Origin of the sequence: Micromonospora sp. GCM10011541 (genome assembly GCF_042650725.1) — a bacterium.
Lineage (GTDB): Bacteria > Actinomycetota > Actinomycetes > Mycobacteriales > Micromonosporaceae > Micromonospora > Micromonospora sicca.
Map to the genome: position 1 here is coordinate 61,334 of NZ_JBHSBP010000092.1, position 12,968 is coordinate 74,301.

Sequence of the window (12,968 nt, forward strand, 5' to 3'; positions counted from 1 at the left end):
GCGGCGGCGGCGTCGGGCAGCCCGCCCGGCTCCGCCGCCGCCCCGGGTCAGGTCGGGTCGGCCGGGCGCCAGCGGCGGCGGGTGCCCCGGGGCAGCACCACGGCCAGCAGCACCACCGCGGTCGTGGTCGCCCCGACCACGCCGGCCACCAGCAGCGCCCGGTGCCGCGCCACCGCCCGCCGGGCCCGGTGCGCCGCCGCGGCCGGGTCGGCGCCGTCCATCGGGAGTGCCACCGCCCGGGCGGGCCGGTCCACCACCGGTCCGGGTGTCTCGGTGACCGCGCGGTACGGATTCAGCACCCCGGCGCCGTAGCCGTCGCCGCGTCCCGGGGCCGGGTCGGCGCTGTCGACGATCCGCTCGGCCACCTCCGTCGCGGTCAGCTCCGGGCGGTACTGCCGAAGCAGCGCCGCGGTGGCCGCCACGAACGGCGCCGCGTAGCTCGTCCCCTCCGCCCGGTGGTGCCCCTGCCCGGGGGCGGCCATCAGCACGTCACCGCCGGGCGCAACCAGGTCGACGTACGGGCCGGTCTGCGAGAAGGGTGACCGCTGGCCGTCCGCGCCGATCGCGCCCACCCCGAGCACCCCGTCGTACCCGGCGGGGTAGGGGCGGGGGTCCCCGCTGTCGTGGAGGTTGCCCGCGGCGGCCACCACGACCACGTTCCGTCGCACCGCGTACGCGATCGCCGAGCGGACCGCGGGGTCGTCCGCGTACAGCACGACGGAGAGGTTGAGCACGTCGGCGTCGTGGTCGACCGCCCAACGGATCGACCGGGCGAAGTCGGCCGCGCCGACCGTACGCCCCGACTCCCGCCCGTCGACCACCTGCTGCTCGCTGACCCGCACCGGCAGGATGCGGACGCCCGGGGCCAGCCCGCGGAACGCCACGCCCGGGCGGGGCGCCGCCGCGACGATGCTCGCCACTCCGGTGCCGTGGCCGGCACAGTCCCGGGTGCCGTCGCCGCCCGGGTCGAGGAAGTCGGCGCCGTCGAGCACTCGACCGGCCAGCTGCGGGTGCCGCCGATCCACCCCCGAGTCGACCACCGCGACGACCACCCCGGCGCCGGTGGCCAACGGGGTGAGCCGGTCCGGGGCGTACCGTTGCTGGGGCCACGGCTGCTCGGCCACCGGGCGGACCGGCGCGGGCGCCGCGGAACAGGCCGGCGCGGCCCGGGCGGTGGCCGGCGCGGCCGGCAGGACGGCGGCGACGACCGCCGCCAGGGTGGTCAGGGCCGGGCGCGCGGTGGGCCGGGACATCGACCGCCTCCGTATCGTGGCGACTCCGGAACGCGATGTTAGCGCCTCCGCTGCGGGCCGGTGGGCCGACGACGGCCAGCAATCCTGATCTTGTTACTACCTTGTAGGTTGTACGCGATACCTATGGCCTGTTCGCGGGAGGAGAGGTGGCCGTGACCGGATGGGAACCGGCTACCGAGGCCGAGGTGGCGATGCGGGACGCGCTGCGTGCCCAGGACCAGGAGCTTTATTTCCGCATCCTGACCCGCGTCGAGCTGCTGTTGCCGGTCTCCGCGGAGGCGCTCGCCGGGCAGGCGCCGATGGGGTGGGGGACCTGGACCACCGGCGACCGGACGCACGTCCTGGCATTCACGTCGATCACCGCATTGCGGGCCAGTCTGGGTGAGAACGCGGGCACCAGCCGGCGCGTCCCGTACGCCGACCTGGCGGCGGACTGGCCGAACCACGAGTGGTGGCTGGCGGTCAATCCCGGGCTGCCGATCGAGGGCTACCTGCCCGCGTGGTTCGTCGCGCAACTCTCCCGGGGGGACGTCCGGCTGCCCGGGCGGACCATGGGCGCCCGGGCCCGCCTCGAACGCGCCGAGACGGCCGCCCGCGCCCGGGCCAGCGCCACCGTGCCCGGCCGGGACGCCCCGGTCTCCCCGGCCCCCGGCGAGCCGGTCTCCCCGGCCTTCGGCGGGTCCGCGTCGGCGCCGCCGCCCGCGGCGCCGGAGCCGTCGACCGTGCCGATCCCGACCGCGCCGGCCCGGCCCCGGGTTCCGCCGCCGGCCACCGCGCGCGGCGTTCCCCCGGCGGCCCGCCGGCCGGAGGCGCCGGACGCCCGAGCCGCCTCCGCCCACCCGACCTCGCCCGTCCGGTCCGGGCCGACCGGCGGCGAGCCGGCCCGGTCCGCGACCGGCACCGGTGACCGAGGCTCCGGCGACCGGTCCGGGGCGGGCGCACCCGTCGGCTGGAGCGGCACCGAGCCGACTGGACCGCTCGACCGTTCCGGCCGTGCCCGGCCCGGACCGGCGGCGCGGCCGGAGAACGGCGCCGAGGGCCTCTCCGGCTGGCTCGACGACCTCCGCCGCCCTGACGACCAGGACCCGTTCGGCTCCGGCCGGACCTCCGGCTCGACCTCGGGGCAGCCCGGGGCGGGGCCCGCGAACGGCGGGCGGGGCGACGGGGAGGTCATGCCCACCCGGTCGTTCTTCGAGCCCGCGTCCGGGCGGTTGTCCCGGCGGTCGTCACCGCTGGACGCGCCGCACCGCACCGGTGACCGGGCCGTGCCGCCGTCCCGCCTCGGTCGGGGCGGCCAGCCGTTCCCGCGTCGTCGGCCGCTGGGCGAACCGGTGCCGGAGGAGGCCAGCCGCGCCTTCCGGGTGGACAGCCCCGCCGAGCCGGCGCGGGGGCTTCCGCGTGCGCGGCCCGAGTCGCCTGCGGCCGAGTCGCCCGCGGCGTTCCGCCCCGCCGACCCGGCCGCCGGCGGTGACGTCGCCCAGGCCCTGCCCCGTCGTCGTCCGACGCCCGCCGGGGGGCCCGGGGCGGACGAGGAGACCCAGCCGATCCTCGCTCCCGCCGGACCGACCGCCCCGCCGTTCGTCGCCCCAGCCGAGGCGGAGGAATTGCCCCCGTTGATCGCCGAGCCGGTGTCGGGCCCGCCCGCGCCCCGGCGGACCTTCTCGCCGATCGTCATCGAGGGCACCGTCATCGAGTCCCGCGACCTCACCGAGCCGGCGGGCGATCATCCGGCGGGGTGGGCCGACGACCGTCCGGCCGGGACGGAGCCGGCGGAGCCCATCCGACCGGAACCGTACGAGGTGCCCACCGCTCCCGCCGCCGGATCGGCGGCGACCTCCGCCGACGCGGACCGGTCGGGAGCGCCCTGGGCGGGCGCCGCCGATCCCACCGTTTCGTTCGCCGTGGAACCGCGCACCGAACCGGCCACGCCCCCGACCGAACCGACCGCACCGCTGTTCGAACCCGGCACGCCGCGCGGGACCGCCGTGCCGCCGACCCAGCCGGCTGCGCCGCTGTTCGAGCCCATCACGCCGACCCAGCCGGCGGCACCGCTGTTCGAGCCCACCACGCCGACCCAGCCGGCGGCACCGCTGTTCGCGCCGGCCGCGCCGGCCGTGCCGCCGGCCGAACCGCTGTTCGCGCCGGCCCCGCCGGCCGAGCCGACGTCGCTGTTCGCACCGGTCACGCCGCCGGCAGCGTCCGCCGTGCCGCCGGCTGAGGCGACCACGTCCCCGGCCGAGCCCACCGGGCCGCTGCCCGCGCCCGGCACCTCGCCGGCCGGGACGACCATGCCGCCGGCGCAGCCGGCCACCCCGCCGGCGGGGTCGAGCACGCCGCCCGCCGCCCCCAGCAGGGCACCGGCCGAGTCGGCGACCGGGGCCGGTCGCGCGGCCGGCACGCCCCGCCCCGAGGAGCCGGCGCCGGTCGATTTCGTGCCGGCGAACGTCGTCGAGGAGGACCTGCTCGCGGCCGCCGGCAGCGGCAGCACGGACACGTTCCTCTCCACCTTGCTGCTGGCCCGGGTGCTGCTGCCCGCCGCGCCGGACTCGGCACCGGGCAGCCGGCCGGGGGACCCGGGCTTCGTCTGGCGGACCGAGGAGCTGGACGGCGAGACGTACGTGGTGGTCTACACCTCGCCGGAGCGGCTGGCGGACCGGGCCGACGGGCCGGTCGAGACGGTACGGGTCAAGTTCGTCCAGCTCATCCGCAGGTGGCCCGACGAGAGCTGGTCGTTCGCGGTCAACCCCGGGACCCCGGTCGGGGCGAAGTACCCGGGCGAGCAGGTCCTCGGGCTGGCCAACTGGGCCGCCGAGGTGGGGCTCGGCGACGACCCGGACAGCGAGCCGGAGCAGGCCGCCGTCGAGCCGGCGCCGGTCACCCCGACCCGGTACGCCCCGGTGGCGCACGACCCCACCCGCCCGGTGACCATGCAGAAGGCGGTCGCCGCGAGCCAGCTCGCCTACTACCTGGAGCGGGGCTACGACCGGGTCTCCGGCTTCGTGCACCGGGCCAACGAGCTGGCCCACCTGACCACCCCGGCGCAGCTGTACGACGCGCTCGGTCTCGGCCACCCGGGCTCGCCGTTCTCCCGGGACGCCGAGGAGATCTACGTGCTCCGCTGGCCGGCGTACCGGCCGAGCCTCTACCGCATCCCGTACGGCGGCCAGAACGAGCCCGCGATGCGGGCGATGGAGGGCTGGGTGATCGAACGTGCGCCGTTCCGGGGCAACGGGTTCGCCCCGGGGGAGAGCAGCGACGTGGTCGCGGAGTTCAAGGTGGACAGCGCGCGCCTGCCGCACGGCGCGCAGCTCTGGCGGATCGCCGTGGACGGCACCGAGCGGGTGGTCGCCACCCTGGACGCCGACGCGCTGCTGTGGCGACGGGTCGGTGAGCCGTGAGCCGCGACGGCTACGTGGCCCGCTGGCAGGGCCGCGAGTACCAGGCCAGCCCGGACGGCGACGACGTCCGGCTCTACCAGCCGGAACCGGGTGAGGGCTTCGAGGAGGTACGCCCCGGCCGGTACCGCCGGGTGGTGCCGGCCGCCGAGGTCGACGACCTGGCGTACGTGCGGACCACCTGCACCTGGCAGGGGCAGCCGTTCATCGTGCTGGCCCAGCACGACGGCTGGCTGCGGGTGGAGTACACCGGCGGACGCTGGCCGGTGGCCCAGGCGATGGGGCTGGAGGCCTTCGACTTCGGCGTCTACCAGGGCTGGGCGCCGGCGAACGAGGTGACCGACCTGCGCGAGCAGCGGGTCTGAGTCAGGACTTCGTCCAGCGCAGGATCTCGCCGAGCACCAGGTCCTTCGCCTCCATGTGCGGGAAGTGGCCGACCCCGTCGAGCAGCCGCCACTCGTACGGGGCGGTGACGTACCGGCCGGAGCCCTGCGCGGTGCGCGGCAGGGAGGCGGTGTCGAGCGCGCCGTGCAGTTGCAGGGTCGGCGTGACCAGCGGCTTCTGCATCAGCCGGACGAACCGGTAGCCGTGCAGCCGGAGCACCGACCGGAACGCCCAGCGGTAGCCCTCCAGCGCGCAGAAGGCGGCCTGCGGGATCTGCATCGCCTCGCGGCAGCACCGGGCGTACGCCTCGAAGTCCGGGCCGGCCACCCACTGTGGCCCGCCCCAGCGGCGCAGTATCGTCTCGACCTCGGCGGCGTCGTCCCGGGTGAGCACGTGTTCGTAGCGGGGGAGCTGGAATTTCAGCGCCGGGGTGGCGGCGGCGAACTGGCCGCGCGGGTCGGCGAAGATCGCGGCGCGCAGCCGGAGCGGGTGCGGGGCGGCGAGCACCACCAGCCGTCGGATCAGGGTGGGGTGGAACGAGGCGGCCGTCCAGCCGATCAGGCCGCCGGCCCCGGCACCGACCAGGGTCGCCGACCGCTCGCCCAGCGCCCGGATCAGCCCGGCCACGTCGGCGGCGAGGGTGTACCCGTCGTACCCCCGGGGTGGCTTGTCGCTCGCACCGTAACCGCGCAGGTCGACCGCGACCGCCCGGAACCCCGCGTCGGCCACGGCGGGCAGCAGGTCCCGCCAGGCCAGCCAGTACTCGGGGAAGCCGTGCAGGAAGAGCACCATCGGGCCGGTGCCGGCCTCGACGACGTGGAAGCGGCTGCCGTTGGCGCCGACGAACCGGTGCGTCCACGGCCCCTCGGGCAGGACGCAGGACTCGTCGACGGGTCCGCCACGCTGCTCGGTCATGTGCCACAGCCTAGGGTCCCGGCATCGCGGGGCCGGCCCGACCCGTCGGTCAGCGGCCGGGCACCCGTTACGGGCCGGCGGTGGCGTCAGGCGGTGACGATCCGCATCGGAACGGGCGATGCCCGGGCGGTGACCCGCCCGGGCATCGTGTGGTGCTGGTGGAACCTCGATCAGGAGATGCGGATCCGCATCGAGGTGCCGTTCTGCTTGAGAACCTGGATCTTGACCCCGTTGACCGGGACCTTCACGCCGTGGTTCGGCAGCTCCGGGTACCAGTACTGCTTGCTGTCGTCGAACAGCGGGGCAGCGGCCTGGCCGCGGATGTGCTGCGGCTCGCTGTTCACGTGGAGGGTGAACGAGTCGGCCTTCTTGAGGCTGAACGGCGCGTCGTAGATCTGCACGCGGGCCCGCCAGGGGTTGCCGGTCAGGTTGTACAGCGGCTTCGGGCGGGAGTCGATGTTCAGGTTCCGACCCTCACCCGGGTGACCGCCGGGGTTGAGCTTCTTGTCGTACGGCATGGTGTTGTTGTCCGCGTACCGGAGGTTCCAGTACGTGATCAGCAGACCCGTCTGGTACGCGTAGTGGTCGACGTAGTCCGGCCGGGTGTTGGCGTAGCCGAAGTAGTACGGACCGGTCTTCAGGTACTGGTCGTACGAGACGTACGACCGGTTGCCCGCGATGTAGTAGTTGGCGAAGTCGCGGGTGTAGGTCTCCTCGACGATGCTGAAGCCGTTGAGGGCCCAGTCGCCCGCGCCGGCCTCGGCGCCGTCGGAGAGGACGGTCTGCCCGTCGGCGGTCACGGTGATCGCGTCACCGTAGAACCCGCCGGCCGACACGCCGCCGTCGGTGATGTAGTGGTAGCGGAACTGCACGACCTTGCCCGCGGCCACGTCCATCGGGACGGTGAGGTCGACCCAGTCCGGCTCGTCGTCACCGTTGGTGTCGCTGTCACCGGTGAGGGCGTTGCGGCCGTTGCTGGTGGTCGGCGTGCCGTTGATCTCGAACGGCAGGGCCGTCCAGCTCTTGCCGCCGTCCAGCGAGGCCTCGAAGTACATGTAGTCGTAGTTGTTCTCGATGTTGTAGCGGGCCTTCATCGACAGCGACGCGCTGGACTTCCCGGTGAGGTCGAACGTCCGGGTCATCGTGGTGTTGAGGTTGTCGTCGTTGCCGGAGAAGTACTGCCTGGTGCCCTCGGCCGGCTTGCCGTTGTTGAAGGTGTAGGTCCGCTCCGGGAGCACCACCACCGCGGCCTGGGGCTTCTTGGAGTTGTACTCCTCCGGGCCCAGGTCGATCGTCTGCGGGTCCTGCTTGGCCGGGACCACGGTCTCGTAGTCCAGCCAGCCGAGCTGCAGCTTGTTCCAGGCGCCCAGGTCCGCGCCACGCTCGCCGATGCCGGCGTCGTTCTTGGCGCTGACCCGGCTCTGGGCCATCAGGGTCCAGTGCTCCTGGCTGTTGTCGCCGGCGGCGCCGGTGTTGTAGTCGTCCGGCAGGCCCAGGTCGTGGCCGTACTCGTGGTAGAAGACGCTCCGCCCGCCGTTCTCCGGCTGCACCGTGTAGTCGCCGATCCAGATGCCGGTGTCGCCGATCTCAGTGCCGCCGAGGGGCGCGTTGGCCGGACCGGTCTCGCCGATGTCCGTGCCGTACGCGTACCAGCGGTGGCTCCAGATGGCGTCCTCACCCTGCAGCGGGTCACCGTCGGCCTGGTCGCCGCCCGAGTGGACGATCTGGAAGTGGTCGATGTAGCCGTCCGGCTCGTTGAAGTTGCCGTCGCCGTCGACGTCGTACCGGTCCCACTGGTCGAAGGACTTCACGTCGGCCGCGATCTCGGCGTCGGTGCGGCCCTTGGCCTCCTGGTCGGCGACCCACTGGTTGGCGGCGTCCCGCACCAGCGCCCAGGTGTTCGGGCAGGTGGTGTCCTGGCAGACCGCCGGGTCGTCGTCCGGGTTCGGCGGGTCGTTCGGGTCCGGGTCCGGAACCGGGTCGTTCGACCGGCCGTAGCGGGCCTCGTTGTACCTGACCCTGACCCAGTCGGTGACCTCGCCGTCGACCGTGTACCGGCCGGAGGACTGGGCCTCGTAGTACTGCTTCAGCGACTCGTCGCCCGGCTTGTTGCCGAAGTACAACTGGCGGAAGTGCTCCGCGCCGTAGTTCGACTGCCAGACGGTGGAGTTGTCCACGGCCCGGTTGGGGGCCGGGATCTGGTTGTGCAGCGGACCGTCGAACCGGGTCGGCCCGGGGGTGTCCGGGTCGATGTCCTTGTCCGGGTAGGACGGGTGCCGCTCGGTGCCGAACTCGGCCAGGATCACGAAGATCCGGTCCGACTTCTCGCGCTGCAGCTCGACGTACTGGTCCTTCTGGCCGTTGCCGGCGCGAGCGGCGCGCGCGTCGGCGCCGACCGCGCCGGCCGCGCCGGCCGCGCTCCGGCCGACCTTGACTACCGTGCTGCCGTTGATCTTCTGTGCCTTGGCCTTGCCGGAGAGGACCTCGCTGAGACCCTCCTGGCGCAGCGCCCGCCGCTTCTCCTCGAGCGGGTTGGGCAGATCGTGGTCGACCTGGGCGGGCTCGCCGACCGACGGAGCGGCCGCCGGCAACTTGGGCGTGGGCGACGCGCTGGCGGTCGTGCCAACCACCAGTCCCGTCGCCGTCAGCGATAGCCCGAGCAGACCCACTGCGACTTTGCGCACGTGGTACCTCCGGTGTGAGGGAACCGGCCCAACGGGGGTACGGGCCGGCGAATTGGTCCCACGAGTGGGACCAATGGTGAAGATAAACATTCCCGTGACGGGTGGGAAGACAAGTTCGTCGATTTGTAGCAACTTTTTGTTGGGAATGCGTCGGCCCGTCACACCCTTACGCCGGTGGATACGCGGAAGGGGCCGGTGGCGTCGCCGCCACCGGCCCCTCCGGACTTGCTACCCGATCAGTTGGTGACCTTGACGACCATGTCGCTGGTCGGGGTGGTGCCCTGCTTCAGGATCTCGATGGTGGTGCCGCTGCCGGCCACCTTCACCGAGTTCCACGGGTTGCCCGAGTTCCAGTACTTGCCGATGCCCTTGTCACTGAAGATCGGCTGCGGGTCGAGCGCCGGGACCGTGACCGCCACGCCGTTCAGGTGGAAGGTCTGGGCCTGCTTGGCGTACAGACTGAACGCCGCGTCGTAGCCGTTGCGCCGGTTGGTGATGGTGCCCTGGCCGCCGACGTTGATCTTGTCCGGACGGACGTCAACCGGGAGGTTGAGGCCGTAGCCCGGGTGCGCCGACGTGTTGTTGTCGCCGTACGCGTAGTTGACGTACCAGACCAGCATGCCGGGCTGGTTCGAGAGGTGCTCCACCCAGTTCGGGCGGGTGTTGAGGAACCCGTAGTTGTACGGACCGGTCCGCAGGGTGTCGTCGTACCCGAAGAAGGTCCGGTTCTCGGCGATGTAGAAGCGGGGGTAGATGCCGGTCACCGAGCCGGTGATCCGGTTCCAACCCTTCACGGTCCACTCCGAGGCGAGGGTCTCCGCGTCGTCGGTCCACGCGACGGCGCCGTCCTTGGTCAGCGAGATGTTGTCCAGGAACGCGCCGGCGTAGTGCACGCCGCCGTCGGTGGCGTAGCGGTAACGGAACTTGACGGTCTGCCCGGCGTACGCGGACAGGTCGTAGGTCGAGTCGACCCAGGCACCGTTGCTGGAGCCGTCGATGCCGGCCTGGATGCTGCCGTCCTCGAGGGTGTCGTGCAAGGAGTTGGTGAGCTCCTTCCAGCTGGCGCCACCGTCGGTGGACACCTCGGCGAAGAGGTAGTCGTAGTCCTCTTCGATGTCGTACTGCAGCTTGGAGGTGATCGACGCGGTCGTCGCGCCGGTCAGGTCCAGGGTGCGGGTCAGCCTGCTCTCCAGGTCGTCCGCGCTGCCGCCCCACCACTCGTACGAGCCGGCGAACGGGGTGTTGTAGTTCGTCGTCTGCGTCTGAGTGGGCAGGTTGACCACGACCGCCTGGGCCTTCGGCCCGTCGCTGTCGCCGGCCGGGCCGAGCGTCACCTGGGTGGCGCCGCTGTTCTCGTCGACGACCGTGTGGTTCAGCCAGCCCAGGAAGAGCTTCGACCACGGGTCCATGTAGCCAGGGGTCGAACCGATGTCGTCGGTGCCGTGGCCCAGCCACGAACCCGAGGACATCAGGCTCCAGAAGCCGACGCCGTTGTCGCCACCCGCGGTGTCGTACAGGTCCGGCAGACCGAGGTCGTGACCGTACTCGTGGGCGAAGACGCCCAGCCCACCGTTCTCCGGCTCGGTGGTGTAGTCACCGATCCAGAGGCCGGTGTCGCCGATCTGCACACCACCCTTGAGGTTGCTGGCCGGGCCGGTCCTGCCCTTGTCGGTGAAGTAGGCGTACCAGCGGTGCGACCAGATGGCGTCCTCGCCCTGGGCACCGCCGCCGGCCTCCTCGCCCTCACCGGCGTGCACCGCCTGGAAGTGGTCGATGTAGCCGTCGGGCTCGTTGAAGTTGCCGTCCTCGTCGAAGTCGTACCGGTCCCAGATGTCGAACTGCTTGAGGTAGTCCTTGATCTGCGCCGGCGTCTTGCCGGCCTTGACCTGGGCCTCGTACCAGGACGTGGCGCTGTCCTTGATGAAGGGCCAGGTACCGGCGGCGTCGGAGATCTTGTTGCTGCCGTACCGGGCCTCGTTGTACGGCACGGTGACCCAGTCGCTGACGTCGCCGCCAACGGTGTACCGTCCGCCCGACTGCTTCAGATAGAAGTCCCGGAACGACTCGCCCTCGCCGTAGAACAGGTCCATGTAGTGCTCCCGGTGGAAGTCCGGGCGCCACATGGTGCTGTTGTCGTCGGTGGCATTGCCGTCCCAGTTGCGGTCCGGCTCGGGGATCTGGTTGACCACCGGGCCGGGTGTCCCGCCGGTCGTCGGGTGGACCTGGTCGCCGAAGTTGACCAGCATGGTGAAGATGGGGTCCACCTTCGGGGCCTGCTGGTACTCGACGAACAGGTCGTCCTTGACCTGGATGACCTTCGAGCCGTTGCGCGTCTGAAGCTTGGCCTTGCCCTGGAGCAGGTCGGCGATGGCCTGCTTCCGAACCTCCCGCTGCTGATCCGCGATGGGATTGGGGAGGTTGTCCGGGCGCTGCTTGGCCTGGTCGACGCCGGGGGTGCCTTCCGCCGCCGGGACGGCGGACGCCGGTGCCGTGACGACACCGGCTGCCAGCAGCGCGGCCGCAGCCGAAGCCAGGCCCGCTGTGACTAGTCTCCTCAAAGGTCCTCCTCCTTTGTGGATCTGTTACATGACAGAGGCAGCCAAGGCCGTCACTGTCATGTCATGCGTCACTCACAATGACACGGGTCTGCATCCTTGTCACGGGGCAATTATTCAAAGGGGGTGCACATCTTTTGCGGGCAAATCCGGACCAAAAGGCGTACGGATTTGGCGACGGTGCACATTACGTTTTGACCACGATCACGTAGCGTGATCGGAATTATGGAGGCCCCGTAGGGGAGCGCTGGGGGGTCGAAAAGTGTCACACCAAAAGTTGACTCGACGTCGGGCGGCGTAAGAAGAGACGGGGGGCCCGCCCGGAGCAGTCTGCTCCAGCCGGGCCCCGCCGTGTGTCCCGGTCAGCGCAGATAGCTGGCGTAGACGTGTCCGGCGACCGAGTCACCGGCCGCCACGCCGTTGTCCCCGTCCCACTGGTAGTGCACGCCGAGGTAGACCCGGCTGCGGGCGTTCTCCACCGCCGCGGCGGTGAAGGTGCTGAAGGTGCGGGTGACGCCGACCGCGTGCGGATCCTCCGTGGTCGCGGTGTAGGTGACGTTGTCCGTGCCGAAGTAGCGCCGCATGATGCCGGCCCAGGCCCCGCCGAAGGTGGCGTGACCGGAGACGTACGCCGGGAAGTTCGGCGAGAAGGGCACTCCGGCGTTGTTGGAGAGCGGCTGCCAACTGGCCTCCGCCGCTGTCTCCGCGTTGTTGTCGGTGCCGGCCTCCCGGATCGCGCTGACCGGCAGCAACCGGCAGGTCCCCGGGCGGTCCGGGACCGCCGTCCGCGCCAGGGTCTCGGGCGTGCAGATCACCCGGACCCGCGCGGCGCCGCCCCGCACCTGGGCGGGCCAGCCGGGCGGGCCGTCGGCGAGCTGCTGCCCGCGGACGTGCCGGCAGTCGTGCCGGGTCCCACTCACCAGCTCGTGCAGGCGGCCGACGATCTCGTCGCCGCCGCGCACCAGTTCCACCTCGCCGATGCCCGGCGTCCACCCCGGCCGGGGCAGGTCACGTTCCAGCCGGTCCAGCTCGGCGTACCGGTCGGCCAGCTCCCGGTTCGCCTCGGCCAGCTCCCGCTGCCGGGCGAGCAGCAGGCGGCGGAGGGCGGCGGCCGGTGGCACGGCGCGCAGGCGCCCCGTCGGGGTCCGGAACACCAGCGCGTGCCGCAGCAGCTCCGCCAGGGCCGGTGTCTCGCACGCCTCGGGTGGGCCGCTCGGCGGGCTGGTCTCCGCCACCAGGAGCTCGTACAGTCGTCCGGCATCGTCGGAGAGCAGCCCAGCAAACACCCTCGTCCCCCGTCCCCCGTGGCCGCCGGGTAGCGGCAGGTGCCGCGGCGCCGGTGCCGGATCGGGTCGGCGAACGCCCCGTCGCCTGCACAAATGCCACCGTCACGAACAGCATTCAGATCGTCACAGCGGAGTTCGGTCGCTGTCAATATCTCGCCGTCCGGTTCCGTCGCCCGGCCATCCGGATGGGCGGAACGGGCGAGGGGCCCGCCGGAAGCCGAAGCTCCGACGGGCCCCTCATCGGTCGTCGCGCGGGATCAGTTCGTGGCCGAGGTGACGTGCACCGTGGCGTACGAGTTGTCCTTCGCGGTCTTCAGATTCAGTGACGCGGCGGCGAGGGCGATGGCGGGTAGCGCGACGAGTAGGCGCCGGCGCGACCCAGATTGCGGTGATGTGTTCATGCCGCTCCGTTTCTCGGGCATGGGGAGGGAGAGAACCGATCGGTGCACGTCGCAGAGACGTACGTCGAAACCGAGCCGGTGCGGGTCAACCTAAA

Annotated in this window: 8 protein-coding genes; 2 read left to right on the plus strand and 6 right to left on the minus strand. The window is 72.3% G+C overall.

The features are described 5' to 3' along the window. Nucleotides 1-47 precede the first annotated feature (47 nt). A complete protein-coding gene (mycP, locus tag ACFOYX_RS31460) occupies nucleotides 48-1,253 on the minus strand; it encodes a type VII secretion-associated serine protease mycosin (RefSeq protein WP_322441094.1) in 1,206 nt (401 codons plus the stop codon). Between the two features lie 152 nt (nucleotides 1,254-1,405). Between mycP and ACFOYX_RS31465 the strand changes: the two genes are divergently transcribed. Both ACFOYX_RS31465 and ACFOYX_RS31470 read left to right on the plus strand, forming a co-directional pair. Then, nucleotides 1,406-4,651: an SseB family protein gene (locus ACFOYX_RS31465; RefSeq protein WP_322441093.1), complete on the plus strand. Its 3,246-nt coding sequence runs from the start codon at nucleotides 1,406-1,408 to the stop codon at nucleotides 4,649-4,651. Next, on the plus strand, nucleotides 4,648-5,013 hold the full coding sequence (locus ACFOYX_RS31470) for a hypothetical protein (protein WP_322441092.1): 366 nt from the start codon (nucleotides 4,648-4,650) through the stop codon (nucleotides 5,011-5,013). Before ACFOYX_RS31465 ends, ACFOYX_RS31470 begins: the two co-directional genes overlap by 4 nt. A 1-nt stretch (nucleotide 5,014) precedes the next feature. On the opposite strand, the gene ACFOYX_RS31475 is transcribed toward ACFOYX_RS31470, so the two are convergent. The 5 genes from ACFOYX_RS31475 to ACFOYX_RS31495 form a co-directional block, all read right to left on the minus strand. After that, on the minus strand, nucleotides 5,015-5,947 hold the full coding sequence (locus ACFOYX_RS31475) for an alpha/beta fold hydrolase (protein WP_109805454.1): 933 nt from the start codon (nucleotides 5,945-5,947) through the stop codon (nucleotides 5,015-5,017). A 170-nt stretch (nucleotides 5,948-6,117) separates the two neighbouring features. Then, on the minus strand, nucleotides 6,118-8,616 hold the full coding sequence (locus ACFOYX_RS31480; protein ID WP_322441140.1) for an immune inhibitor A domain-containing protein: 2,499 nt from the start codon (nucleotides 8,614-8,616) through the stop codon (nucleotides 6,118-6,120). Nucleotides 8,617-8,867: 251 nt separating this feature from the next. Beyond that, nucleotides 8,868-11,189: an immune inhibitor A domain-containing protein gene (locus ACFOYX_RS31485; RefSeq protein ID WP_322441091.1), complete on the minus strand. Its 2,322-nt coding sequence runs from the start codon at nucleotides 11,187-11,189 to the stop codon at nucleotides 8,868-8,870. 359 nt (nucleotides 11,190-11,548) lie between these two features. Beyond that, nucleotides 11,549-12,421, minus strand: a complete 873-nt coding sequence (locus ACFOYX_RS31490; protein WP_322441090.1) for a vanadium-dependent haloperoxidase — start codon at nucleotides 12,419-12,421, stop codon at nucleotides 11,549-11,551. A gap of 308 nt (nucleotides 12,422-12,729) precedes the next feature. Then, nucleotides 12,730-12,873, minus strand: coding sequence for a hypothetical protein (locus ACFOYX_RS31495; RefSeq protein ID WP_322441089.1), 144 nt, complete (start codon nucleotides 12,871-12,873; stop codon nucleotides 12,730-12,732). Nucleotides 12,874-12,968 lie beyond the last annotated feature (95 nt).